A 24,576-nucleotide genomic window follows, 5' to 3' on the forward strand; every position below is an offset into this window, starting at 1 on the left:
GCCTGATGCAAGTCAAGGCTTCCTTTTGCGCCCTTCCCATGGGAGGTTGCATGCACGACATCAGATGCCCGTAATTCGAGCAAACGGATTGGACAGAGCCACCAATGCCTGACGGCGCAGTAAAGAAACCCAGTCGCATCCAACAGCGCAACCGCAGCCGTATCCTCGATGCTGCACTGGAGGTCTTTTCACAGCATGGGTATCGGGGCACCACACTGGATCAGATCGCCGATGCAGCCGGCCTGAGCAAACCCAACATCCTCTATTATTTTGAGGGCAAGGAAGAAATCCACGTCACGCTGCTTAATCAACTGATGGAATCCTGGCTCGATCCCCTGGTAGCATTGAAATCGGATGGCGATCCGCTCAACGAAATTCTGGGATATGTGCAGCGCAAGCTGGATATGGCGCGGGATCTGCCGCGCGAAAGCAGGCTGTTTGCCGGAGAAATCCTGCAAGGTGCCCCGCGGATGGCGCCCCATCTCGAAGCCGGTCTTCAGCCGCTGTTTGAAGAGAAATGTGCGGTGATTCAGAGCTGGATGGATGAAGGGCACATGAATGCGGTTGACCCGCGCCATTTGATTTTCTCGATCTGGGCCACGACCCAGCATTATGCGGATTTCGCATCGCAGGTTCAGCTCCTGCTCAAGGATGACCCGGCCGGGCATGCACAGGCGGGGGCTTTCCTTAAAACCCTTTTCACCCGCCTTCTGACCCCTCGATGACCCCGAGCCACAAAGCGTTAACCAACTTCCCGAATCAAATCGTATATTAACCCCTCGTTAATGTTCACTTTGCATTAATGGTTACGGGTGGCGGCTTCAGTAAGATCTTTTGGATTGGAGCTAACCATGAGTGCAATATCTTTTAACGCGCCTTACGCGCCCCAACCAGTGGCGACGGCGCAAGCTGATCCACAGGTTGCCGGCAGTCAGGCCAGTCAGCCAATTGCGCAATCTGCATCGGGAAATGCGTCAAACATGACGTCAGACCATTCCGGTCAGGGTGCGGGTAATGGAACGGGTACCGGTGGCGGTCATTTGGCAGCCTTGCTCAAGCAGGGACGCGCGGCAATGCTGCCAGTGGAGGCAGCCCCAAAATCTGTGATCGAGGCTCAGGCAAAGGAGGGGCCAAGTGCGGAATTTCTCCAGCGGCAGGCACAATTGCGTGCGGAATCAAGCGCTCTTCAGGAGGCACGCGCTGCTGACAAGGCTGCCGATCGCGCTGCTGCTGCCGCTGAAGCCGCGCGCAAAGCTGCAGAACCACAATTTAATCTGCCAAATCCGTTGCCGACCGCGCCGATCCTGGAGGCCAATAACGCGTGATTTTATTCGGCGGCCGCGGCGCCGGGATTGTTGGGATGGGTCGTCCAGTTTGCGTAATCTGGCTCCACCACTTTACCGGTGCGCGGGTCCACAAGTCCCGGCGCTATCGCTTCCATAGTGATGCACGCCTCGACCGGGCAAACATTGACGCAAAGATTACAGGCCACGCATTCCTCGTCGATCACGGTGAAGGTGCGGTCCTCTGACATGGCAATTGCCTGATGCGAGGTATCTTCGCAGGCAGCGAAACAACGCCCGCAAGAGATGCACAGGTCCTGATCAATCTTGGCCTTGGCCACATAGTTCAGGTTCAGATACTGCCAATCGGTCACGTTTGGCACCGCACGTCGCACGATCTGATCCACAGAGGTCAGATCTTTGCTGTCCATGTAATCGCTAAGGCCCGAAATCATTTCCTGCACGATCTTGAACCCGTATGTCATTGCGGCAGTGCAGACCTGCACGTTGCCTGCCCCCAGCGCCATGAACTCCGCCGCATCACGCCATGTGGTTACACCACCAATGCCGGAAATTGGGAGTTTGGCCAATGCCGGATCACGCGCGATCTCGGCGACCATGTTCAACGCAATGGGCTTGACCGCAGGCCCACAATAGCCGCCATGCGCGCCCTTTCCATCAATCGTCGGTTCCGGCGCAAAGAGGTCCAGATCCACCGATGTGATGGAATTGATCGTATTGATCAGCGACACCGCATCCGCGCCCCCCTTGAGCGCGGCCTCGGCGGGTTTGCGCACATCCGTGATGTTGGGCGTGAGTTTCACGATCACGGGCATGCGGGTGTTGGCCTTGACCCAGCGCGTGACCATTTCAATATACTCCGGCACCTGCCCCACGGCAGACCCCATACCCCGCTCTGACATCCCATGCGGGCAGCCAAAGTTCAGCTCAACCCCATCTGCGCCCGTGTCTTCAACCAACGGCAGGATGTATTTCCACGGCTCTTCCTCACAAGGCACCATCAAGGAAACAACCATCGCGCGGTCCGGGTAGTCACGCTTGACTGCTTTGATCTCATCCAGATTGGTTTGCAGCGGACGATCGGTAATCAGTTCTATGTTGTTGAGGCCCAACAACCGACGATCCGCGCCGTAAATCGCGCCGTACCGAGGTCCGTTCACATTCACCACATGCGGATCCAGACCGAGGGTCTTCCAAACCACACCCCCCCAACCGGCATCAAAGGCGCGGCGGACGTTGTATTCCTTATCCGTCGGCGGGGCCGAGGCCAGCCAGAACGGGTTCGGGCTTTTGATGCCCACGAATTCACTTCTAAGATCAGCCATTTTTCAAATCCTCCGTAGGGTGGGCTTTCAGGCCACCGCGCCCATCAGCGCGTCATGAATATCCATCGCAGCATCGCGTCCTTCGGCCACCGCCGTAACTGTCAGATCATCACCGCCGGACGCACAATCACCACCGGCCCACACGCCCTCCATCGACGTCCGTCCAGCTCCTGTGACGGCGATCTTACCGCCATCCAATGCTGGCAATCCGTCCCCTTCCAATGTCTGACCAATCGCGCGATAAACCTGATCCGCCGACAAACGCAGTACTTGTCCCGTGGGGCTCATATCGGCATTCACATAATCAAACTCGATTTCGCGCACCGCCCCATTGCCAATGACCGCCCGTGGTGTTGCATGGGTCACAATTCGCACGCCTTTGCTGGCCGCCAAATCCTGTTCGTACACACTGGCGTTCATCCGCTCACGCCCACGCCGATAAACTAGCGTCACATTCAGCGCCCCCAGCAGCCTCGCCTGAACAGCCGCATCAATCGCTGTCATACCCCCGCCAATGACCACGACATCACGGCCCACAGGCACCTGCGCCACATCTGACGCCTGCCTCAGATCGGCAATAAAATCGACCGCGTCCAATACGCCCTCTTTCTCCGACCCCTCTGCCTGCAAGGCATTCACGCCGCCCAGACCCATGCCGAGAAACACCGCATCAAAACCCGCACGTAAGCCCTCGAGCGTCTCTTCTCGGCCCAGCGCTTTGCCGGTTTCGATCTGGATGCCTCCGATCTGCAACAACCAATCAACCTCGGACTGCGCATAGCCATCAACCGTTTTATAGGTCGCAATGCCGTATTCATTGAGCCCGCCCGGTTTCGGACGCGCATCAAAAACAACCACATCATGCCCCAACATCGCCAGACGGTGCGCACAAGACAGCCCTGCAGGCCCTGCGCCGACAACGGCCACGCTCTTTCCAGTGACAGCCGCGCGGGTAAATGGATGGATGCCCTGTTCCTGCAAATGATCCGTCGCATAGCGCTGCAATTGCCCGATCAAGACAGGCTTGCCTTCCGCCGCCTCCCGCACGCACGCCTCCTCGCACAACTGTTCCGTGGGACAGACCCGCGCGCACATCCCACCCATAATGTTCTGACTCAGAATTGTTTTGGCCGCCGCATCCGGTGTGCCGGTCGCAATCTGACGGATGAAAAGGGGAATATCGATATCCGTCGGGCAGGCTGTGATACAGGGCGCATCATGGCAGAAATAGCATCTGTCCGCCGCCACCAACGCCTCATGCGGCTCCAGACGGGGATGCAAATCTGAAAACTGCTCCGAATACGACCCCTGGCCCAACCGGCCTGGCACAATCCCGGGTGTAAATGTGTCGCTGGACATGGCTTTTCCCAATCTGGCTACTTCACTCGTGAAACGCTCTCACGGTTTTATTTTTTTATCAACTGGTAAAATTTAATTTGCAACATACCGATGCCGGAATTGCTTAAATTCCATGCGATACACGGCTGGCGGGAAATTGCCGATGCAAACCTGTGCAATAATGTCATCAGAATTTAACTTGATTTTGCCCAGCCCTGCTTCAATATCCAAAACGCACCGCGACGAACTATCGACCACTGCTCCTACTGCTGGCCAGTCAATCGATCTGCAATCAAGCGCGCCAGGCTGCCGCATTCTGCGGGCAGCACAAGACAGGAGAGCACGGGAATGGCCACAGGCACCGTGAAATGGTTTAACACCACCAAAGGGTATGGATTTATCGCCCCTGATGGCGGTGGCAAAGACATTTTTGTACATATTTCTGCCGTAGAACGCGCGGGCCTCACCGGTCTGGCAGACAATCAGAAAGTGACCTTCGACATCGAAGCCGGGCGCGACGGGCGCGAGAGCGCGGGCAATATCGCACTAGCGTAACCCGCAAACATGATTACTGAAAACGGGCGCCTTGTGCCCGTTTCAAGGCGAAATAGCCTGTTCCATTTGCGTGATAGCCTACGAGATCGCAACGCCGGGCGTGGCCTGATGCTGGCGGTCAACGCGAAGAATCTGGACCCGGACAAGACCGCCGCAGGAATCTGAAATCCGGATGCTATTCCTGTGCGCGTTCAATCAAGTCCAGCACATCCGGACCCAGTGCAGCAACGATTTTGATCACACCTGACGCGTTGGGATGGATACCGTCGGGTTGCATGTAGGCGCGCGCTTCTGCGGGATCGTTTTGAGCGCTAATGCCTGCAAAGAAACTGGGCGCAAGCAGCACATCATATATACCCGCCAGTTCCGGATATATTGCATCAAACGCCGCTTTATAGTCCGGTCCATAATTTCCCGGCGCCTGCATGCCAACGAGCAACACCTCGACCTCTGCCTCCGACGCAGCCTGCAGGATCCCATCAAGGTTTGATCGGCTGACACTTGGGTCGATCCCGCGCAACAAATCATTCCCCCCCAAGGCAACAATCATCGCATCCACCTCCGGCGTCAGCGTCCAGGCGGCACGTGATAACCCCCCTGCTGTGGTATCTCCAGACACACCGGCGTTGATCAATCGCGCCTCTGCACCTTGTGCCTCAAGCCAAGCCTGCAGTTGCGGCACGAACCCATCTTCCGTTACCAACCCATAACCCTGTGTCAAACTGTCCCCGAGGGCCGCAATCACGACCTCTTGAGCGCTCAAGACCCCCGGCCAAAGAAAAGCAATTCCCATCAAAACCTTGCGCATAGTGATCCAGCCTCCATATGCCACACGTAACCCGTTAAAGGCACCACACCCATGACCGATCCTGTTTTCTCTCTTAATGATGCGGCTTTATCGCTGGATGGCAATGCCGGGCGTGTCGATATCCTGCATGGTATTTCGATGCAGGTTCATCAGGGCGAGAGTTTGGGCCTGATCGGGCCCTCTGGCTCCGGCAAATCATCGCTCTTGATGCTCATGGGTGGCCTTGAGCGTGCAACGGGCGGCACGGTGATGGCTCTGGGCCATGATCTGACCAACATGTCAGAGGACGCTTTGGCCCGGTTCCGCCGCGATCACATGGGCGTGGTTTTCCAATCGTTTCACCTGATCCCGACCATGACTGCGTTGGAAAACGTTGCAACCCCTCTTGAACTGGCCGGAGAGAAACAGGCCTTTGCCAAGGCTGAGGCCGAACTGGCCGAGGTTGGACTGGCCCACCGTGCCGATCATTACCCGTCGCAAATGTCTGGAGGAGAACAACAACGCGTCGCGCTTGCACGCGCCTCCGCGCCGCGCCCTGATATCCTGCTGGCGGATGAACCGACCGGGAACCTTGATGGGGCCAATGGGGATGCCATTATTGATTTGTTGTTCGGCCTGCGTGATCGCCACGGCGCGACGCTGGTTCTGGTCACCCACAGCCAAAGCCTTGCGGCGCGCTGTGACCGCGTCATCCGCCTGCGTGACGGGCGCATCGCCCCAATGGAGCAAGCCGCCGAATGAGCCTTGGTATCGCGGTGAAATTTGCCCGGCGGGAGTTACGCGGTGGCCTGCGCGGCTTTCGCATTTTCCTTGCTTGTCTTGCGCTTGGCGTGGCGGCAATTGCTATTGTCGGTTCAGTACGCGCCAGCATCGAAGCAGGTCTGGCCCGCGAAGGCGCAGCCTTATTGGGCGGCGATGCAGAGCTGGATTTCACCTACCGTTTCGCCACCGAAGAAGAACGAGCATGGATGGAGGACACCGCCCTCGCGGTCTCCGAAATTGCGGATTTCCGGTCCATGGCGGTGGTTGGTGAGGGCGAGACATCCGAACGCGCTCTGACCCAGATCAAGGCTGTCGATGACGCCTATCCGCTGGTCGGCACGGTCTTGCTCGAGCCTGAAATGCCGCTGGATCAGGCATTGGCGGATCAAGATGGTTTGCCCGGATCGGTCATGGAACGCGTGCTGGTGGATCGCCTCGGTCTGAGCATTGGCGATACCTTCCGGCTGGGCACACAGGCTTTCCACCTCTCCGCCGTTCTCACTCGTGAACCGGACAGTGCGGCGGGTGGGTTTGCCCTTGGCCCCCGCACCATCGTGCGCACACCCAGCCTTGAAAACTCTTCTCTGCTGGCATCAGGATCTATCTTTGAGTCAGAATATCGGCTGAAACTGCCTGAAAATACGGACCTCGACGCGCTGGCAGCCGAAGTCCGCGCCCGATTTGAAGGCACGGGTGCGCGCTGGCGGGATTCGCGCAACGGCGCGCCCGGTGTGTCCCGATTTGTTGAACGCCTCGGGTCCTTTCTGGTGCTGGTTGGGCTGTCCGGTCTGGCCGTGGGAGGGGTAGGCGTGTCCTCTGCTGTCCGGTCCTATATGGCCAGCAAAACCAATGTGATCGCAACACTCAGGACCCTCGGAGCCGAACGCAGCACAATTTTTCAGACTTATTTCCTGCAAATCGGGGTCCTGTCGCTTCTCGGCGTTGGTCTCGGCGTCCTGTTGGGAGGCACCATCCCTATTGTTTTCGGGCCATTGCTTGAATCGCGGCTACCGATCCCGGCCCAATTCGCAATCTACCCTGCCCCGCTGATCGAGGCCGTTATCTATGGGCTGCTGACCGCTTTCTTGTTCACACTCTGGCCATTGGCGCGGGCTGGTGACATCCGTGCCGCCACCCTTTTTCGTGATGCGCTCACCGCAGGACGGCGGCTGCCTGCCACGCGATATCTTTTGGTGACCGCCGCCGCATTGGCGCTCTTGCTCGCCGTGGCGGGCTGGTTCTCTGGCTCATGGTGGCTCACACTCTGGACCGCAGGCGGCATCACAGGAGCCTTGTTGCTGCTCTCTGGTGCAGCTTTCCTCATCCGTATCCTCTCACGACGAGGCGGCAGACTGGCCCGTGGTGCACCGCGCCTTCGCTGGGCGCTTGCCGCCATTGCCGACCCGCGCGAGGGCGCCGCCTCTGTTGTCCTGTCACTGGGTCTGGGCCTTTCCGTTCTTGCGGCCGTTGGCCAGATTGACGGAAACCTGCGCAATGCAATTTCAGGGAACCTGCCCGACATCGCTCCCTCCTATTTCTTCGTCGACATCCAGAAAGATCAGATCGACGGTTATACCGAGCGCTTGCGCAGTGATCAGGCAGTCACCGACATCCAATCCGCGCCAATGCTGCGCGGTGTGGTGACACAGATCAACGGCAAACCTGCGCGTGAAGTTGCAGGCGATCACTGGGTGGTTCGCGGGGATCGCGGTGTCACCTATGCAGCCGCCCTACCGGAAAATACCCGTCTGACAGAAGGCACATGGTGGGAAGAAGACTACACTGGTCCGCCGCTGATCAGCTTCGCCGCAGAAGAGGGCGAGGAAATGGGTCTGTCGCTGGGCGACACGATCACACTCAACGTCCTGGGACGCGACATTACGGGCACAATCGCCAGTTTCCGTGAGGTGGATTTTTCAACTGCAGGTATCGGATTCATACTGACGATGAACCCTTCGGCGCTCTCGGGCGCGCCGCATAGCTTCATCTCGACCGTCTATGCATCCCCTGATTCCGAAGCCCGGATTCTGCGCGATCTCAGCACCCGTTACCCCAACATCACCGCAATCCGCGTGCGAGATGCCATCGACCGTGTCGCCGATGTGCTCAGTGGGCTGGCGGCGGCCACGTCCTATGGCGCCGGCGCGACCCTGCTGACTGGCTTGCTGGTCCTGTTTGGCGCGGCTTCTGCCGGGACCACCGCGCGCAGCTACGAGGCTGCTGTACTCAAAACCCTGGGCGTCACCCGGCGCAGCATCTTTTTAAGCTTCGCCCTGCGCTCCGCCCTTCTTGGCTTACTGGCCGGATCGGTCGCGCTGGCGGCCGGAATTGGCGGAGGCTGGGCTGTCAGCACATTCATCATGGAAACCGACTTCACCGTGATCTGGCCCTATGCCTTCGCCATTATCGGCGGCGGCATTCTCGCAACTCTTCTGGCCAGCCTCGCTTTTGCATGGGGGCCGGTAAACACCACGCCAGCGCGGGTTTTAAGGGCCCGTGAATAGGACTTAGTGCCTCCGGCGGGAGTATTTGAGACCAAAAGAAACGGGGTGACCCTTCGACCACCCCGCAAAGAAATCAGTTTCCTGCTTCTTCTGGCACGGTCATCGGCGCTCCCGCCTGTACCGCGGAAGCATGATATCTCAGTCGAGGTTAACAAGAGCTTGCTTCTTTTGGCCAAAAATACTCTCAAAAGGAAGATTGCGGGCTTGGTGGTACAGGAAAATTCCGACGTCACTCAGCAGCTTCGGCATAATCCTCCATTGGCGGACAGGTGCAGATCAGATGCCGATCACCATAGACGTTATCGACCCGGTTCACCGGCGGCCAATATTTGTCCACACGAAAGGCACCAGGTGGGAAACACCCCTGCTCGCGGGAATAGGGCCGCTCCCAGTCACCAACCAGATCCTCAACCGTGTGCGGCGCATTCTTGAGCGGGTTGTTCTCTGGATCAACCTGCCCCGCCTCGATCGCCGCAATCTCTGCGCGGATGGCCAGCATCGCGTCGCAGAACCGGTCCAACTCAGCTTTGGTTTCGCTTTCCGTTGGTTCCACCATCAAGGTTCCGGCCACAGGCCAGCTCATGGTTGGCGCATGAAAACCGCAATCAATCAAACGCTTGGCGATATCCTCGACACTCACATGCGCACTGGCCTCAAAGGGTCGCACATCCAGAATGCACTCATGCGCAATCCGCCCCGTTGGCCCTTTATAAAGCACGTCAAACGCGCCCTCCAACCGCTTTGCGATGTAGTTGGCGTTCAAAATCGCCACCCGCGTCGCCTGTGTGAGGCCATCCCCACCCATCATCAAGCAATAGGCCCAGGAGATCGGAAGCAAGGAGGGCGAGCCAAAGGGCGCAGCTGACACAGCGCCTTCGCCGTCGGTGGGCGACCCCGGCAGATGCGGCACCAGATGCGCTTTGACGCCAATCGGGCCCATACCGGGACCACCCCCGCCATGCGGGATACAAAACGTCTTGTGCAGGTTGAGATGGCTCACATCCCCGCCCAGATCGCCCGGGCGGCTCAACCCCACCATCGCGTTCATATTGGCCCCATCGATATAGACCTGACCACCGTACTCATGCGTGATCCGCGTCACCTCGGTCACGGTCTCCTCAAACACCCCATGGGTCGAGGGATAGGTGATCATGCAGGCCGCCAGATTGTCGCCCGCCGCTTCGGCTTTGGTGCGGAAATCCTCCAGATCGATATCACCGTTTTCCGCCGATTTGATCACCACGACCTTCCAGCCGACCATCTGTGCCGAGGCCGGATTGGTGCCATGCGCGCTCATCGGAATAAGGCAGATGTTGCGCGCATCCTCACCCCGACTGCGATGATAACGCGCGATGCTCAACAGGCCCGCATATTCGCCCTGCGCGCCCGAATTGGGCTGCATCGAAATGGCGTCATACCCGGTAATATCACAGAGTTTCACGCTCAGATCCTCAATCATATGGGTGTATCCCTGCGCCTGATCGGCGGGCACATAGGGATGGATCAGCGAGAATTCGCGCCAGCTCACCGGCATCATTTCAGCGGCGGAATTCAGTTTCATCGTACAGGAGCCAAGCGGGATCATCGCCCGGTCCAGCGCCAGATCGCGATCCGCAAGACGCCGCATGTAGCGCATCATTTCGGTCTCGGCCCGGTTCATGTGAAAAATCGGATGGGTCAGATAATCAGAGCTGCGCAGCATTTCCTCCGGAAACCGGTAATCCGGCTTGAAATCCTTGTCCTCCCGCACAATCCCGAACGCGCGCCAGACCGCCTCCAAAGTCGCCGGTTTGCAACGCTCATCCAGCGTGATCCCGACACGGGTTTCCCCCACAGCGCGCAGGTTGATACCCTCATCCACCGCTGATTTCATCACCGCCGCCTGCAAGGGGCCCACATCTACCGTGATCGTGTCAAAACAGGCTTTTGGATCCACCTTGAACCCTGCCGCTTCCAAACCCTTGGCCAAACGCACGGTCTTGCGGTGAATGCGCTGTGCAATGGCGCGCAACCCTTCGGGCCCGTGAAACACCGCATACATCGAGGCCATCACGGCCAACAACGCTTGTGCTGTGCACACATTCGATGTCGCCTTTTCGCGGCGGATGTGCTGCTCGCGGGTCTGCAACGACAAGCGATACGCCCGGTTGCCATGGCTGTCCACAGACACGCCCACAATCCGCCCCGGCATCGCGCGCTTATAGGCATCGCGGCACGCCATATAGGCCGCATGTGGTCCACCATATCCTTCGGGCACACCAAAACGTTGTGTTGAGCCCACAGCGATATCGGCCCCCATCGCGCCCGGTTCCTTGAGCAGGGTCAGCGCCAGAGGGTCCGCCGAGACGATACCAATGGCCTTATGTTCATGCAGCGCAGCCATATGGTCAGTGAAATCATTCACGTGCCCATAGGTGCCGGGGTATTGGAAAATCGCGCCAAACACCGCACTTGCATCCATCTTGGCCGGGTTGCCGACAATCACTTCGATCCCTAGCGGCGCGGCCCGCGTCTTCATCACCGCGATGTTCTGTGGATGGCAATCACGGTCCACAAAGAACGCGTGGGCTTTGGATTTTGAAACACGCTGCGCCATGGTCATCGCCTCTGCGCAAGCTGTCGCCTCATCCAACAGCGAGGCATTGGCAATTTCAAGGCCCGTCAAATCCGACACCATGGTCTGGAAGTTCAACAACGCTTCCAGACGCCCTTGCGAAATTTCCGGTTGATAGGGCGTATAGGCCGTGTACCACGCCGGGTTTTCCAAGATATTGCGCTGGATCGCGGGCGGTGTGACCGTCCCGTGATACCCCTGCCCGATAAGCGAGGTCAGCACCTTGTTTTGCGCCCCCACCTTGCGCAGATGCTCCAGCACCTCGCGCTCTGACATCGCCCGGCCAAAGTCCAAGCGCTCTTTCTGGCGGATCGCCGCAGGCAGCGTGTCATCAATCAGCGCCTCCAGCGTCTCGGCGCCAACAACGCCCAACATCGCAGTCATCTCGCGGGGCGAAGGTCCAATGTGCCGTCTGTTGGCGAAATCATAGGGCAGATAATCGGTGGGTTTATAGACCATTGTATGCTTCCTTAAGAGGGGCTTCAGAGATCAGGCGATGAATTTCTGATAGCCAGCTTCATCCATGAATTCGTCCATCTGGCTGGCGTCAGAGACCTGCAATTTGAAAAACCACGCCTCGCCCTGGGGATCCTCATTCACCATGCCCGGATTATCCGCGAGCGTGGAATTCACCTCGACGATTTCCCCATCCACCGGAGCCAGAATATCGCTGGCGGCCTTGACGGACTCGATCACAACGACCTCATCGTCCTTGCTGACCGTGGTGCCTTCTTCAGGCAGTTCCACAAACACCACATCGCCCAGCTGTTCAGCGGCGTGGATGGTGATGCCTACGACCATGACGCCGTCTTCTTCACGCAGCCATTCGTGCTCTTCGGTGAATTTCATGTGTTTTTCTCCTATGTGTTATCGTTTGAAATTGGCGGGGGTGAAGGGCAGTTTGACCACGTGCAAAGGCAGCCTTTTGCCGCGCACTTCGCCGAATAATGCGGTGCCGGGCGTGGCGTTCGGGGCATCAACATATCCCATCGCCACCGGCCCCTCGACAGATGGGCCAAAGCCCCCGGATGTCACGGTCCCAATCTGCGCGCCGCCCTCGGCTTGGTCATAAATCGCGACGCCGCTGCGCATCGGCGCACGGCCGTCGGGTTTCAGGCCAACGCGCCGTTTGGCGGGAGCCGTCGCAAAAGCATCCAAAATCGGACCCGCGCCGGGAAAGCCGCCTTCACGCGCGCCGCCTGCGCGGCGCAGCTTTTGAATGGCCCAGCTCAGACCCGCAGAAACCGGGTCAGTGCCTGCATCTATGTCATTGCCATAAAGGCAAAGCCCCGCCTCCAGCCGCAGTGAATCCCGCGCGCCCAAACCAATCGGGGCGACGCCTTCCAGCGCCAGCAAGGTTTGCGCCAATCCCTCAGCGTCTGAGGCGGCCACCGAAATCTCGTATCCGTCCTCGCCGGTATAGCCCGAACGCGATGCCCAGACGGCAGCACCACCCAGGCTTAGATCGGTCACATCCATGAACCGCATGTCAGCCGCGCGCGCGTCCAAAGAAGCCAACGCCGCTTCTGCGCCCGGCCCTTGCAGGGCGATCAGCGCGCGATCCGTCAGTTCGGTCAAGGTAATCTCCTGTGGCAGAGCGGCGCGCATCCGCGCCACATCCGCCGTTTTGCAGGCCGCATTCACCACCACAAACAAATCATCGCCGCGCCGCGCGAACATCAGATCATCCTCGATCCCGCCCGCGTCATTTGTGAACAACCCGTAGCGTTGGCGTCCATCGCCCAGCCCCAGCACGTCCATCGGCACCAGAGCCTCAAACGCCAGCGCCACAGCCTCCCAGGATGGACCCGACAGGATCACCTGACCCATATGACTGACATCAAACAGCCCTGCATACGTACGCGTATGGTTATGCTCCTGCATCACGCCCATCGGGTATTGCACGGGCATGTCGTAGCCCGCAAACGGCACCATCTTTGCGCCCAATGCCACGTGCAATGCATGCAGCGGTGTTTTCAACAAGCTCATCCGGCCTCTCCCCTTGCGCCGGTTGCGTGTGATCAAACCACCGGCATCCCAGACGCGCACTTGCACGCCCTGATGCCCCCTCTGTCTTTTCGCCTGAGATCGTTATCCCTTCGGCGGATGCGCGATGGCACCTCTCTCCAGAGTTTTGCAATCCCGCACGGTCCGGTGGCCTGAGAGTTTCCGGGGCGGTTGCTCCTTCGGCACCAGCTGTGCGGCTGGTTCTCCCGGGCGAGATTGGCGTGACGGTATGCCAGCGTATGCGGATGGGTCAAGGTCCCTTGTGCCTCAATCTGCATAATGTTTGACTGCGCCTAAACTTCATGCGGAGCGATGATGAGCGACCCTTATTTCTTTGGCTATGGCAGCCTTGTGAACACCAAAAGCCACAGCTATCCGGACGCCCGGCCCGCCACATTGAACGGCTGGCGCAGGGCCTGGGTCACTACACCGCGATTCGGTGTGGTACTTTTGACGGGGGTGCCCGCGCCTGGTCACAGCATTCAGGGGCTGATCGCTGCGGTCCCAGATGCGGATTGGGAGGCGCTGGATGCACGCGAGGGCGGCTATGCCCGTCTGCCTGCGCGTCACGCGGTGGATCACGACCACCCGCATGATCCCGACATCGCGGTCTATGCGGTGGCCCCGGAAAACCACCTGCAGCGGGAAGACCATATGATCCTGCTCAGCTATCTTGATGTGGTGGTGCAAGGATTTGACGAGGTCTTTGGCACAGCCGGCGTGCAGGCGTTTTTCGACACCACGGATGGATGGGACACGCCTATTCTGAATGATCGCGCAGAACCGCTTTATCCGCGGCATCAGGTCCTGAGCACGGCTCAAACCGCGCTTGTGGACGATCATCTGACGCGTTTATCTGTGCCGGTGAAGCAACGCCATGAGGCGCCCCTGCCGCGCGAATTCTAAAGGCGGCGCGTCCTGCACCGGGGTCTTTGCCATCACCCGGCGCGCCAGCCCCCAGGCCAATGCGCCAAAGATCACGCCCGCTGCGGCCTGCCCGATCAACACGCCTTGCGCGCCCAAAACACCCGCGCCCAGCAACACCAGAGGCACCATCCCGATGGTATTGCGCCCCCAGTTGAGGAAGGTGGAATAAAACGGATGCCCCATATTATTGAAAGCCGCATTGGCGATGAACAAAATGCCGTTGAAAAAGAACAAAAGCGACAGCGGCCCGCAAAACAGAAACACCAATTCGCGTGTGATCCCGGTGGCCGAAAACAGATCGGCGATGGGCGCGCGCAGGGCAAAGAGCAGCGCGGATACCAACACAATCACGATGCCATTAAACAGCACCGCCGCGCGGAACCCGGCCTGCACCCGCGCGCCGTCCCCAGCCCCGAAATTCTGGCCCAAAATAGGCCCGACTGCGCCGGAGAGCGCGAAAATCACCCCAAAGGCAACCATAGACAGCCGCCCCACGATCGCCATGCCGGCCACGGCGGCCTCACCGAAATCGGCCATGGCGCGGGTCACAATGGCCTGCCCCACCGGGGTCGCCAATTGGGTCAGGATGGCGGGCAAGGCAATTGTCGCGATGGGTAAAATATCACGCAGCATCCCGGCGGCGCGCGGGCGTCCAACGCCGCCATAATGCTGGATCAACGGCACAAGCGCCGCATAGGCGATCACCAGCCGCGCCGCCACAGAGGCCAGCGCCGCGCCGGTCAGATCCAGCCCCAGACCAAAGATCAAAATCGGGTCCAGCACCGCATTGACGCCACCGCCATAGATGGTCGCCATCATGGCGCGTTTGGCGTCCCCATGGGCGCGCAGGATCGCACCGCCCATCATGCCGATCATCAGGAATGGCAGGCTGGGCACAATGATCTTCAAATAGGACACAGCGAGATCCGCAATCGCGTCTTGCGCACCCAATAGGGACACTAAAACCTCTAGGTTCAACCAGACGGCCACGGCAAAAACAGCACCAAAAACAAACCCATAGATCAGCGAATGGGTTTTGCGTTCTTCGGCCAATGACGCATCACCCGCACCCAAGGCCCGCGCCACCAAGGCGCCCGCGGCAATCGACATACCGATGCCAAAAGAGGTGGTGAAAAACAGGATGGTTGCGGCATAGCCGACGGCGGCGGCCAATTCGGCCTCGCCCAGCATGGCGATGAAAATCATGTCGACAAAATCGACAAGGAAGATCGCCATCAGGCCCACAGAAGAGGTCAGTGACATCACCGATACGTGGCGGAACAGGTTCCCGCTCAGGAATTTTGCCTGAGCGTCAGCCATGACCCAACCTGAAGGCTGCGCGCATCATCCGCGCGCCTTGACCACCTGCAACAGCGGCATCAGCGCGGACATATCCGGCCCGTGCGCCTGCCCGGTCAGCGCCTTGCGCAGCGGCATGAACAATCCGCGCCCTTTGCGCCCCGTCGCTTCTTTGACGGCGGCGGTCCAGGTGCCCCATGTCTGATCGTCAAACGGGCCTTCGGGCAGCAGCAACATGGCCTGGGCGACAAATTCCGTGTCTTCGGCGTCAATCACCGGGTCGGCTCCGTCCCGCATCATATCCCACCAGGGCGCGATATCCTTGAGCGTGGTGATGTTTTCGCGGGTGACGTCCCAGAACTGCGCGGCCTTATCCTGCGGCACGCCGACCGCTTCCAGCGTGTCCGCCACAGTCTCAAGCGGCAAGCTCGCCAGATGCCGCGCGGTCAGCGGCATCAGATCCTCAACGTCAAATTTCGTTGGCGCAGAACCAAATCGTTCGATGTCGAACCCTTCGATCAATTCCGCCATATCGCCGCGCAGTTCCACCGGATCAGACGAGCCCAGCCGTGCCATCATGCTCAACAGCGCCATCGGCTCAATGCCCCGCTCACGCAGATCGCGCAACGCCAGCGTGCCAAGCCGTTTGGACAGCGCCTCGCCCTTGGGACCGGTCAGCAATGAGTGATGTGCAAAGGCTGGAACGGTGCCGCCAAGCGCTTGAATAATCTGGATTTGTGTCGCGGTATTGGTCACATGATCGGACCCGCGCACCACATTCGTGACACCCATTTCAGTGTCATCCACGACGCTGGCCAGCGTGTATAACACCTGTCCGTCCCCGCGAATGAGCACCGGATCCGACACGGAGGCGGCATCAATCGAGATATCCCCGAGGATCCCGTCTTGCCACTCAATCCGCTGTTGATCGAGTTTGAAGCGCCACACGCCGTCGCCGCGCTCGGCGCGCAAGGCGGTTTTTTCAGCCTCCGACAGCGCCAGTGCCGCGCGGTCATAGACCGGGGGTTTGCCCATGTTCAGCTGTTTTTTGCGTTTGAGGTCAAGCTCGGTGGGGCTTTCAAAGGCCTCATAAAACCGACCCATGTCGCGCAGCGCATCCGCCGCCGCGTGATAGCGATCAAGCCGTTCGGATTGCCGCTCGACGCGGTCCCAGTGCAGGCCCAACCACTCCAGGTCCTGCTTGATCCCATCGACATATTCTTCTTTGGAACGCTCTGGATCGGTATCATCGATCCGCAAGATGAACGTCCCGCCCGCCTTGCGCGCAATGAGGTAATTCATCAGCGCTGTGCGCAGGTTGCCGATGTGGATATAGCCGGTGGGCGAGGGGGCGAAACGCGTGGTGGTCATGTGTGTCTCCTGTTGGGGCGCGTCGTGTCACAGGGCAGCGCAATTGTCCAGCAAAGCGATCACGTGGGGTGGATCGGCCAGCGCGTCGCGAGATCGTCCAGACCGGCGCAGATCAGGGTTTTCAGAACGCCCAGATCGACGTCTTGCAGCTTATTGATATAAAGACAGGATTTCCCGATCTTGTGCTTGCCCAGAGCTGTCAGGATATCGCTGAAATTGGCGTATCCGGGCATGATATAGACCGACAGCTTGGCTTTGCGCGGCGCAAACCCCGTTGCCAGATACGTGCCCGAGCGACCGGACTTATAGGTGTAGTCATAGCTGCCATAGCCCAGAATATTGCCGCGCCAGAGCTTTGGGTGCCAGCCCGTCAGATCCTGAAACAGCGCGTTCAGGACCTTTGCTTCCTCGGCGCGACGCGCAGGGGAAATGCTGTTCAGGAAATCCATAACCACCGGTTCATCACTCATCCTCACCGCTCCTCGCAGAAATATGATGACATTGTATCAGAATAAAATGGGCAGCGCGCACCATCATGCTATTTGACCTCATGTCCAACACAAAAGGAAAATGATCATGTCAGATCAGATCAACATCTCCCGACGCGCAGCCCTTGCCGGTGCCGCCGCCCTGCCCCTAGTCGCTGCCAGTTCTGGCGTTGCCCGCGCGGGTGCCGAGATGAAAGGCGTGGCGATGAGCCCGTTCAACCGCGTCAAGGTCGGGGGTTTTGAAGTCACCACATTGCTGGCCGGGACCCGCGCCGTTGAAGGGCCGCATAATATTTTCGGCCTGAACGTGGATGCGGACACTTTTGCCGCCGTTTCCGCCGAGGCGAACCTGCCCACGGATGTCTCCCAGTTCTTCTTCACGCCCACCGTGGTGAATACCGGTTCCGAACTGGTGTTGTTTGACACTGGTCTGTCCGCCGCAGGTACCACCTCAGCGCTTGAGGCCGCCGGCTATACTGCGGACCAGATCGACGCGGTGGTGATCACGCACATGCACGGCGATCACATTGGCGGCATGACAACCGAAGACGGTTCGCTGACCTATGCCAATGCGCGTCTTGTGACGGGTCGTGCGGAATTTGACGCTTGGTCCAAAGCGGACAATGACAATTTCAAAGCTAAGATCGCGCCCTTTGCGGACCAATTCGCCTTCCTTGAGGATGGCGCAGATGTGGCATCAGGGCTGACAGCCATGGCGGCCTTTGGTCATACCCCGGGTCACATGACGTATATGGTTGAGGATGGCGGCACGCAGCTGGTGATCGGTGCTGATTTCGCCAATCACTATGTGTGGTCACTGGCCCATCCGGATTGGGAAGTGAAGTTCGACATGGACAAGCCCGCCGCCGCGATCACGCGCCGCCGGATTCTGGACATGATGGCAACCGACAAGATGGCCTTTATCGGGTATCACATGCCGTGGCCCGGTGTCGGCTATGTTGAAAAGCGTGGCGACGGGTTTGCCTATGCGCCCCATAGCTATCAGCTGATGCTGTAACGATTTGCGGGGCGGTGGCCTGAAAGCCCACCCTACGGGCGTTTCCTCAGAGCCGCCCCGCATCTTTGAACCGTTCCCAGGCAAAGCGCACGTATTCAGTGCGGAAGGAATGGCCACCTTCAAACAGGCAGAAATCCAGAATATCAGCCTGCCCATTGCGCCGCTCCTGACAACTTAGCGTATCATGCGTAGTGGCAGTGGTCGGCCCGAACTCCCCGTATTGCACATACATATCAAGCGCTTCTGCGACCTCGCCCTGTTTGGTGGGGCCGATCGGGCGGCCAGTGAGGGGAACAGTGCTATCGTCATCGCCGTGGATGTGGATGATGTTGGCGACCGGCCCTGCGCAGGTTTCAGGCGGTTTCAGCCAGAAGGTTCCCGAGATCGGTGCAAAAGCCGCAAAGCTGTCGCTGCGCGCACAAGCAAGATTCCACACCATCATGCCGCCCGCGCTGAACCCTGTGGCCATTACGCGGCTGGTATCAATGTCGAAACGCGCGGCCGCATCCTCAAGCACCGCGTCGAAATAGGCGAATTCCTCCGCCCCATCACTGTCCATGTGGCGCGGCGCATTGGGGATCACCCAGTCATCCTCCTCAGATTTGACCGCGATCAGTGCAGCCCCCAGATCCGACACCATGCGACGCAGCGAGCCATTGCGCATCACGCCCTGTGCCGAGCCGCGATAGCCATGCGCAAAGACGATGGCCGGCACCGGCATCGCACCGTCATGACTCTCGGGCATTGCGATCCGGTAATGCCGCTCGCCCAGCACGCAATCTGTGTCCGGGCCACAGGCAAGGGCGGGCGTCGCGGCCACCCCCGTGATCAAAGCAACCACCGCTGATACTCGCATGAATTTTCCCTTCGATGTTTTGGCGGACTTTGGCCTGTGTTGACCATGGGGACAAATCACATCCGCGTTTTCGAGGATACACATCCATCTAGCCGAGCCATTCATTGATCTGTCGCGCCAGCGTATCCGGGGAGGCCTCTGTCATCTGCGTCTTCAGGCTGCGCGTCAGGGACAAGATGCGTTCGGCCTCGCGTTGGGTGCGCGCGGCAGCGGACAGCGTGGTTTCATCCACGGGTTCCTGTTTCAGGTGCAGAATCACAAGCTCGGCCCCATCGCTATATCCGACGGTGGCACCCGCGATCGCGTGCCATGGCACCGGTGCGGCCCCTCGGTGGCTCAAACCCTTTACATCAAGGCGAAATTCGACGCGCGGGCGCAGGGCGCGAAACAGCATTGCGCCTGAGAAAACCGCAAAAACAAACAGGCCGATGACATAGTAGATCAGATTGTCAGGGGATCGCCCGGCCTGCACCTCAACGCTCGTCACGACAATCGCCACGGCGGTGAAAAACCCAAAGCCAACGCCCCACAGCGCATAGGACCCGCGCGAAGACCGATAGATTACGGGCGCCGCCATGCGCTCAGACTGGGGCGATGGTTCCAAACCCAATTATCCGGACGGATCGCGCCAGCCGTTCACAATCGGATAGCGGCGGTCCAGCCAGAACGCGCCTTTGGTCAGGCGCGCGCCGGGGGCAGATTGGAAGCGTTTGTATTCCGAAAAATAGATCAGGTGCTCGACCTTCTTGGCCACGTCGCGCGCGAACCCGGCGGCAACGCAATCCTCAATGGATCCGGCGCGGTCCACCAGAATCTCCAGCATCGCGTCCAGATCGGGATAATCCGGCAGGCTGTCGCTGTCTTTCTGATCCTCGCGCAGCTCCGCCGAGGGCGGTTTGTCGATTACGCGCGGCACGATGACCTCGCCTTTTGGCCCCATCATCCAGTCGCGGTGATTGGCGTTGCGCCACCGGCACGTCTCGAACACGCGGGTCTTATAAAGGTCCTTGATCGGGTTATACCCGCCCGCCATATCGCCGTAGATCGTGGCATAGCCCACCGCGACCTCGGATTTATTGCCCGTGGTCAGCAGCATTTCGCCGAACTTATTGGACAGCGCCATGAGCAACAGCCCACGCAGGCGCGATTGGATGTTTTCCTCCGCCAGACCCGGCGCCAGCCCTTCAAACAGGGGGGCCAGTGTGTTGGTGATCGCCGCGCGTCCCTCCGAGATGGGTACGTAATCATACCGGCAGCCCAGTGCCTTGGCGACGGCCTCAGCATCCTCCAGCGACTCAGCCGAGGTATACTCAGAGGGCAGCATGACGCAGCGCACGTTCTCCGCGCCCAGCGCATCCACCGCAATGGCTGCAACAATGGCGCTGTCCACGCCGCCCGACAGGCCCAGCAGCACTTTGCCAAAACCGGTCTTGCGGCAATAATCGCGCACACTTTGCACCATGACGCGGTAATCCTGCTCCCACACGTCGGGATGCGGGGCTTTCTCACCGGGCACAACGCGCCAACCCTCGGCCGTGCGTTCCAGATCAACATGGGCGATGGCCTCTTCGAAACACGGCATCTGCACCGCCAATTCGCCCCCGGGGTTCAGCGCAAAAGACGCACCATCAAACACCTGATCATCCTGTCCACCGACCATGTTGAGATAGATCAACGGCAATTCCGTCTCGACGACCCGCGCGACCATATGGTTCAGGCGGGTTTCGAACTTGCCACGATAATAGGGCGATCCATTGGGCACCAACAGGAACTCCGCCCCTGTCTCAGCCAATGTTTCGGCCACATCTTCGTGCCAGGCGTCCTCGCAAATCGGGCTGCCAACACGTGAATTGCCCACGGAATACGGGCCGCCCAAAGGTCCGGAATCAAAAATCCGCACCTCGTCGAAAACCGTTTCATTGGGCAGGTGATGTTTCAGGTTGTGGCTGGCGATCTTGCCGCCCTTGAGGATCAGATAAGCGTTGTAAAGCTTGGTGCCTTCAACCCAGGGCGTGCCCACGGCGAGCGCTGGTCCATCCGCGCAGGCAACCGCCAGTTCTTCGACCACGCGGGCTGCATCCAGATGAAACGCCTGACGCATCACCAGATCCTGTGCGTTATAGCCGGCGATGAACATCTCCGGAAGCGCGACAAGATCAGCGCCCGCGTCGCGCCCGGCCTCCCACGCCTTGCGTGCCAGCGCTGCGTTGCCCGTCAGGTCCCCCACGGTGGGGTTGATTTGCGCCAATGTGACCCGAAAACGATCCGACATATGCCCAGCCCTTTTACATGTTAATCCGTCATGTAGCAGATTGGGCGGGGGTGAAAAGGGCGTCCGCTCCTCGAAGGCCCCGCAGGGCATCACCGCACTGACGCCCCACGGGAACATAACACCGGACGCGCACAAAACGCGCATCCTGCCGCAGCGTCGCAAAAGAGCGTTGCTCCTGACGCGCCCATTGCATAAGTTCTGCCAAAGGCTACGGCGCGCTGCCGCAGGTCTTGCTCTTTAGCCACGTCCAGAGGTCATCATGTCCATTCGTCGCCTGATCTTTTGCCTCGCTTTACTCCCAACGCCTCTGTTGGCGCAGGGCGGCGAGGTACTGACCAAACAATATGATGATGGCGGCGTCTATGAGGGCACGTTCCGCGGCGGGGTCCAGCATGGCACCGGCACCTACAAGTTGCCCAATGGCTATGAATATACCGGTGAATGGGTCGACGGCGAAATCAAAGGCGACGGCATCGCGCGCTTTCCCAATGGATCGGTCTATGAGGGCCAGTTCTCCAAGGGCAAGCCGGATGGTTTTGGCAAGATCACCTTTGCCGATGGCGGCACCTATGAAGGCGAATGGAAAAGCGGCGCGATCATGGGCACGGGCATCGCACTTTATGCCAATGGGGTGCGCTATGAAGGCCAGTTCCGCAACGCCAATCACCACGGCAAGGGCACCATGCAAAGCCCGGGCGGCTATGAATACAAAGGCGACTGGGTCGATGGCGTCAAAGAGGGCGCCGGGGTCATCACCTACCCGGACGGCGCGGTCTATGAGGGCGCAATCCGGGGCGGCAAACGCTCAGGCGAAGGCGTTTTGACTATGCCCGATGGCCTCGTTTATGTGGGTCTGTGGAAAGACGGTCAGATCGACGGCACCGGCAAACTCACCCAGTCCAATGGCGATGTCTATGAGGGCGAACTTGCCAGCGGACGCCGGGCAGGCATGGGCAAGGTGATCTATGCCAATGGCGACATCTATGAGGGTCAGTTCGTTAATGACCTGCGCGAAGGTCAGGGCACTTTCACGGCACAGGACGGCTATACCTATGTCGGCTCGTGGGTGGCTGGCGAAATCGCGGGTCAGGGCCGCGTGACCTATCCGGATGGCTCGATCTATGTCGGGGCCTTCGCGGCCGGTCTGGCGGATGGCGAAGGGCTGATCACCTATCCGGATGGCTCCACCTATGAAGGCGGCTGGAAGGCCGGTGTGATCGACGGCACGGGTAAGGCAACCTACACCAATGGTGTGGTCTATCAGGGCGGGTTCAAGAATGCGCGCAACCACGGTGCGGGCGTCATGACCTATGCCGATGGGTATAAATACGATGGCAATTGGGTGGACGGCCAGCGACAAGGGCAAGGCACCGCGACCTATCCCGATGGCACCGTCTATGTGGGATCATTTGAGGCGGGCCAGCGTCATGGGACCGGTAAAATCACCATGCCCAGCGGCTTCATATATGAAGGGGACTGGCAAAACGGCGAGATCGAAGGACAGGGTCTGGCCACCTATGCCAATGGCGACGTCTATGAAGGCACCTTCAAGGCGGGCAAACGCCAGGGCACCGGCACCATGCGCTATGCCACCGGCGAAGAAGCCACTGGGGACTGGCAAAACGGCGCCCTGACCGACGGCGGCTGAGGCGCTTGCCGTGAATTCCAATTGAAGCTTCGTGACGATACGACCTAAGGACTGTAGTGCGGACCTTTTTAGCTTTCGCTGCAGTTGCGCCAACGGCCGCTTCGGCGCATTTGGAAATGCGTGGAGTCATAGTATCGCAGTTCCTGGGGTTAAACAGGTGGCTATTCGAGTACACATTCCTTCCCGGCGTACTTGCTTGACCAATTCCCACGATGTCATGTAGCTATTTTATAAGGTTCGAACTGTCTTTGGGACTGAACAAAATTTGCCCATCCGTCCGGATTGTTTCCTTTTTTTGTTGAATGACTGTGGAGTTATGACAATGCGCGGCTTTTCTTTCGTGAAACCTTCCTGCGCGGCACTTGTAAGTGGGCTTATGGCGACCGGATCGCTTGTTATGGCTGAAGAGACGCATTCATTTTCGGAAATTTTAAACCACCCAGCAGCACTATTTGTATTTGGAAAAAAAGACGCTCGGGAAGCGTTTGTAGATCACTTGGTGGAAAATGATGCAGATAACCTAATTGCCCCCCAAGGTTTTGTAACAGATCTGCACAAGGCAGATGTATTTGTCTATCTGTTGGAAGGTTGGGGCGATGTAGGTTTTGCGCCGTGGCAAAAAGAACTGGAACCAATTTATCGAGACGTCAAGAACACTGAAGATGCCGCGCAAAAAGCGACTTACACGACGACTGCGAACGGCAATGATGTGAGATTTGTCTTTTATAATAGGTCTGCTGTCCCTAGTGCGCCAATCAAATGTCTTGCGCTGGATTTTTTAGATACCTTGGGATCAATTGCCCCCGATAGAATTTTGGATCGCGATGACTGCGGCTATCCAGAGTGATCAGGCGATACGAATTTTTACACTTCATTTGAGCGGGTTAAGAAATGGGAAACAACAAGACCTTTGCAAATGTTGCGAAGAGCAAAGACGGAAAAACAGCCCAATTGAAGTCAGTTTTCCTCGCCCGTACCATAGACCCCGTTACAAACGGATTTTCGAAAGCGGTCCGCTTTTTGACTGGCCGCCTCTTGGTCAAAACTATCGAAAAGGCTTGCGCAGCAAGCCTGTAACAAAACCTAATATGAATTTATCATGTTTTGGACCTCACCTTGAAGTGCGGACATTCATACGAAACGCAGCATTGGTAAAATGAGCTCTTTGGAGACCTGCGCCGCAGTTTGGGTGAACAGCAACCGTGTGATTTTCGCGCAATTGCTTCAGCTCTTCGCGTGAACGTCGCTATCACCTGACCTACTCACACAATGGTGCGCCGCGCGGCGATGCTGTCAGATGAGTTTGCAATGCCCTTGGTCAACACAAACACGACCGGCGCAATGAGAGCGCTCACTCAAAAGCGTGTCGTCCCTGCCACCGCCGCCCCTTAGGCATTCAAACAGCGATTGCACGAGCATGATAAGAAAACCCCCACCAACACATGGGTTGGCGGGGGTTTCGATCGATCTTGGGTTTTCA

The 24,576-nt window shown here is 58.7% G+C and carries 21 protein-coding genes and 1 riboswitch; of the genes, 9 read left to right on the top strand and 12 right to left on the bottom strand.

The annotated features are described in order from the left end of the window. Positions 1–104 precede the first annotated feature (104 nt). Together R8G34_09285 and R8G34_09290 are read left to right on the top strand one after the other, a co-directional pair. Complete coding sequence (locus R8G34_09285) at positions 105–725, top strand: TetR family transcriptional regulator C-terminal domain-containing protein (protein MDW3223059.1); 621 nt, start codon at positions 105–107, stop codon at positions 723–725. A 126-nt stretch (positions 726–851) separates the two neighbouring features. Next, complete coding sequence (locus R8G34_09290; GenBank protein ID MDW3223060.1) at positions 852–1,325, top strand: hypothetical protein; 474 nt, start codon at positions 852–854, stop codon at positions 1,323–1,325. A gap of 2 nt (positions 1,326–1,327) precedes the next feature. Here R8G34_09290 and preA read toward each other — a convergent pair whose 3' ends face one another. Both preA and R8G34_09300 read right to left on the bottom strand, forming a co-directional pair. Then, positions 1,328–2,629 (bottom strand): NAD-dependent dihydropyrimidine dehydrogenase subunit PreA, encoded by a 1,302-nt coding sequence (preA, locus tag R8G34_09295; protein MDW3223061.1) that lies wholly within the window; start codon positions 2,627–2,629, stop codon positions 1,328–1,330. Positions 2,630–2,656: 27 nt separating this feature from the next. Beyond that, entirely contained in the window at positions 2,657–3,988 is a 1,332-nt protein-coding gene (locus R8G34_09300; GenBank protein ID MDW3223062.1) for an NAD(P)-dependent oxidoreductase, read from the bottom strand. 327 nt (positions 3,989–4,315) lie between these two features. Between R8G34_09300 and R8G34_09305 the strand changes: the two genes are divergently transcribed. Then, on the top strand, positions 4,316–4,522 hold the full coding sequence (locus tag R8G34_09305) for a cold-shock protein (protein MDW3223063.1): 207 nt from the start codon (positions 4,316–4,318) through the stop codon (positions 4,520–4,522). A gap of 175 nt (positions 4,523–4,697) precedes the next feature. On the opposite strand, the gene R8G34_09310 is transcribed toward R8G34_09305, so the two are convergent. Next, entirely contained in the window at positions 4,698–5,330 is a 633-nt protein-coding gene (locus R8G34_09310; GenBank protein MDW3223064.1) for an arylesterase, read from the bottom strand. 51 nt (positions 5,331–5,381) lie between these two features. Between R8G34_09310 and R8G34_09315 the strand changes: the two genes are divergently transcribed. Together R8G34_09315 and R8G34_09320 are read left to right on the top strand one after the other, a co-directional pair. Further along, a complete protein-coding gene (locus tag R8G34_09315; GenBank protein ID MDW3223065.1) occupies positions 5,382–6,071 on the top strand; it encodes an ABC transporter ATP-binding protein in 690 nt (229 codons plus the stop codon). Then, positions 6,068–8,596, top strand: a complete 2,529-nt coding sequence (locus tag R8G34_09320; GenBank protein MDW3223066.1) for an FtsX-like permease family protein — start codon at positions 6,068–6,070, stop codon at positions 8,594–8,596. The genes R8G34_09315 and R8G34_09320 overlap by 4 nt, the downstream gene beginning before the upstream one ends. A 229-nt stretch (positions 8,597–8,825) precedes the next feature. Here R8G34_09320 and gcvP read toward each other — a convergent pair whose 3' ends face one another. From gcvP to gcvT, 3 genes are read right to left on the bottom strand one after another with little or no spacing between them, the layout of a single operon-like run. Beyond that, the gene (gene gcvP / locus R8G34_09325; GenBank protein ID MDW3223067.1) at positions 8,826–11,669 is read right to left on the bottom strand and encodes an aminomethyl-transferring glycine dehydrogenase; all 2,844 of its coding nucleotides are present in this window, start codon (positions 11,667–11,669) and stop codon (positions 8,826–8,828) included. Positions 11,670–11,699: 30 nt separating this feature from the next. Next, positions 11,700–12,059 carry a glycine cleavage system protein GcvH gene (gene gcvH / locus R8G34_09330; GenBank protein ID MDW3223068.1) on the bottom strand — a complete coding sequence of 120 codons (360 nt, stop codon included), beginning with the start codon at positions 12,057–12,059 and terminating at the stop codon, positions 11,700–11,702. A gap of 18 nt (positions 12,060–12,077) precedes the next feature. Then, on the bottom strand, positions 12,078–13,199 hold the full coding sequence (gene gcvT, locus R8G34_09335) for a glycine cleavage system aminomethyltransferase GcvT (protein MDW3223069.1): 1,122 nt from the start codon (positions 13,197–13,199) through the stop codon (positions 12,078–12,080). A 148-nt stretch (positions 13,200–13,347) separates the two neighbouring features. Next, positions 13,348–13,436, bottom strand: a riboswitch (glycine riboswitch). Between the two features lie 96 nt (positions 13,437–13,532). On the opposite strand from gcvT, the gene R8G34_09340 reads away from it, so the two are divergent. Continuing rightward, positions 13,533–14,123, top strand: a complete 591-nt coding sequence (locus tag R8G34_09340) for a gamma-glutamylcyclotransferase family protein (GenBank protein ID MDW3223070.1) — start codon at positions 13,533–13,535, stop codon at positions 14,121–14,123. Here the strand turns inward: R8G34_09340 and R8G34_09345 are convergent. From R8G34_09345 to R8G34_09355, 3 genes are read right to left on the bottom strand one after another with little or no spacing between them, the layout of a single operon-like run. After that, a complete protein-coding gene (locus R8G34_09345; protein MDW3223071.1) occupies positions 14,070–15,464 on the bottom strand; it encodes an MATE family efflux transporter in 1,395 nt (464 codons plus the stop codon). The genes R8G34_09340 and R8G34_09345 overlap by 54 nt on opposite strands. A gap of 24 nt (positions 15,465–15,488) precedes the next feature. Continuing rightward, positions 15,489–16,814 (bottom strand): glutamate--tRNA ligase, encoded by a 1,326-nt coding sequence (gene gltX, locus R8G34_09350; GenBank protein MDW3223072.1) that lies wholly within the window; start codon positions 16,812–16,814, stop codon positions 15,489–15,491. Positions 16,815–16,873: 59 nt separating this feature from the next. Next, entirely contained in the window at positions 16,874–17,284 is a 411-nt protein-coding gene (locus R8G34_09355) for a DUF1801 domain-containing protein (protein MDW3223073.1), read from the bottom strand. A 106-nt stretch (positions 17,285–17,390) separates the two neighbouring features. Here R8G34_09355 and R8G34_09360 point away from each other — a divergent pair, with 106 nt between their 5' ends. Then, positions 17,391–18,320 (top strand): MBL fold metallo-hydrolase, encoded by a 930-nt coding sequence (locus R8G34_09360; protein MDW3223074.1) that lies wholly within the window; start codon positions 17,391–17,393, stop codon positions 18,318–18,320. Positions 18,321–18,366: 46 nt separating this feature from the next. Here the strand turns inward: R8G34_09360 and R8G34_09365 are convergent, their stop codons facing one another. The 3 genes from R8G34_09365 to R8G34_09375 all read right to left on the bottom strand — a co-directional run bounded on the left by R8G34_09365 (position 18,367) and on the right by R8G34_09375 (position 21,448). Further along, a complete protein-coding gene (locus tag R8G34_09365) occupies positions 18,367–19,176 on the bottom strand; it encodes a prolyl oligopeptidase family serine peptidase (GenBank protein MDW3223075.1) in 810 nt (269 codons plus the stop codon). Between the two features lie 88 nt (positions 19,177–19,264). After that, positions 19,265–19,753: a hypothetical protein gene (locus R8G34_09370; protein ID MDW3223076.1), complete on the bottom strand. Its 489-nt coding sequence runs from the start codon at positions 19,751–19,753 to the stop codon at positions 19,265–19,267. Between the two features lie 33 nt (positions 19,754–19,786). After that, positions 19,787–21,448, bottom strand: coding sequence for an NAD+ synthase (locus R8G34_09375; GenBank protein MDW3223077.1), 1,662 nt, complete (start codon positions 21,446–21,448; stop codon positions 19,787–19,789). A gap of 259 nt (positions 21,449–21,707) precedes the next feature. On the opposite strand from R8G34_09375, the gene R8G34_09380 reads away from it, so the two are divergent. Together R8G34_09380 and R8G34_09385 are read left to right on the top strand one after the other, a co-directional pair. After that, positions 21,708–23,096, top strand: a complete 1,389-nt coding sequence (locus R8G34_09380) for a 2-isopropylmalate synthase (protein ID MDW3223078.1) — start codon at positions 21,708–21,710, stop codon at positions 23,094–23,096. A 397-nt stretch (positions 23,097–23,493) separates the two neighbouring features. Beyond that, the gene (locus tag R8G34_09385; protein MDW3223079.1) at positions 23,494–23,943 is read left to right on the top strand and encodes a hypothetical protein; all 450 of its coding nucleotides are present in this window, start codon (positions 23,494–23,496) and stop codon (positions 23,941–23,943) included. The last annotated feature ends 633 nt before the right edge of the window (positions 23,944–24,576 follow it).

The organism is Paracoccaceae bacterium (genome assembly GCA_033344815.1).
In the GTDB taxonomy this organism is placed as follows: domain Bacteria; phylum Pseudomonadota; class Alphaproteobacteria; order Rhodobacterales; family Rhodobacteraceae; genus Roseobacter.

Excerpts from the sequence above, each read along its gene's own strand:
- R8G34_09285 (MDW3223059.1), top strand. The coding sequence starts at position 105 with ATGCCTGACGGCGCAGTAAAGAAACCCAGTCGCATCCAACAGCGCAAC.
- R8G34_09290 (MDW3223060.1), top strand. The coding sequence starts at position 852 with ATGAGTGCAATATCTTTTAACGCGCCTTACGCGCCCCAACCAGTGGCG.
- preA (MDW3223061.1), bottom strand. The coding sequence starts at position 2,629 with ATGGCTGATCTTAGAAGTGAATTCGTGGGCATCAAAAGCCCGAACCCG.
- R8G34_09300 (MDW3223062.1), bottom strand. The coding sequence starts at position 3,988 with ATGTCCAGCGACACATTTACACCCGGGATTGTGCCAGGCCGGTTGGGC.
- R8G34_09305 (MDW3223063.1), top strand. The coding sequence starts at position 4,316 with ATGGCCACAGGCACCGTGAAATGGTTTAACACCACCAAAGGGTATGGA.
- R8G34_09310 (MDW3223064.1), bottom strand. The coding sequence starts at position 5,330 with ATGCGCAAGGTTTTGATGGGAATTGCTTTTCTTTGGCCGGGGGTCTTG.
- R8G34_09315 (MDW3223065.1), top strand. The coding sequence starts at position 5,382 with ATGACCGATCCTGTTTTCTCTCTTAATGATGCGGCTTTATCGCTGGAT.
- R8G34_09320 (MDW3223066.1), top strand. The coding sequence starts at position 6,068 with ATGAGCCTTGGTATCGCGGTGAAATTTGCCCGGCGGGAGTTACGCGGT.
- gcvP (MDW3223067.1), bottom strand. The coding sequence starts at position 11,669 with ATGGTCTATAAACCCACCGATTATCTGCCCTATGATTTCGCCAACAGA.
- gcvH (MDW3223068.1), bottom strand. The coding sequence starts at position 12,059 with ATGAAATTCACCGAAGAGCACGAATGGCTGCGTGAAGAAGACGGCGTC.
- gcvT (MDW3223069.1), bottom strand. The coding sequence starts at position 13,199 with ATGAGCTTGTTGAAAACACCGCTGCATGCATTGCACGTGGCATTGGGC.
- R8G34_09340 (MDW3223070.1), top strand. The coding sequence starts at position 13,533 with ATGAGCGACCCTTATTTCTTTGGCTATGGCAGCCTTGTGAACACCAAA.
- R8G34_09345 (MDW3223071.1), bottom strand. The coding sequence starts at position 15,464 with ATGGCTGACGCTCAGGCAAAATTCCTGAGCGGGAACCTGTTCCGCCAC.
- gltX (MDW3223072.1), bottom strand. The coding sequence starts at position 16,814 with ATGACCACCACGCGTTTCGCCCCCTCGCCCACCGGCTATATCCACATC.
- R8G34_09355 (MDW3223073.1), bottom strand. The coding sequence starts at position 17,284 with ATGAGTGATGAACCGGTGGTTATGGATTTCCTGAACAGCATTTCCCCT.
- R8G34_09360 (MDW3223074.1), top strand. The coding sequence starts at position 17,391 with ATGTCAGATCAGATCAACATCTCCCGACGCGCAGCCCTTGCCGGTGCC.
- R8G34_09365 (MDW3223075.1), bottom strand. The coding sequence starts at position 19,176 with ATGCGAGTATCAGCGGTGGTTGCTTTGATCACGGGGGTGGCCGCGACG.
- R8G34_09370 (MDW3223076.1), bottom strand. The coding sequence starts at position 19,753 with ATGGCGGCGCCCGTAATCTATCGGTCTTCGCGCGGGTCCTATGCGCTG.
- R8G34_09375 (MDW3223077.1), bottom strand. The coding sequence starts at position 21,448 with ATGTCGGATCGTTTTCGGGTCACATTGGCGCAAATCAACCCCACCGTG.
- R8G34_09380 (MDW3223078.1), top strand. The coding sequence starts at position 21,708 with ATGTCCATTCGTCGCCTGATCTTTTGCCTCGCTTTACTCCCAACGCCT.
- R8G34_09385 (MDW3223079.1), top strand. The coding sequence starts at position 23,494 with ATGGCTGAAGAGACGCATTCATTTTCGGAAATTTTAAACCACCCAGCA.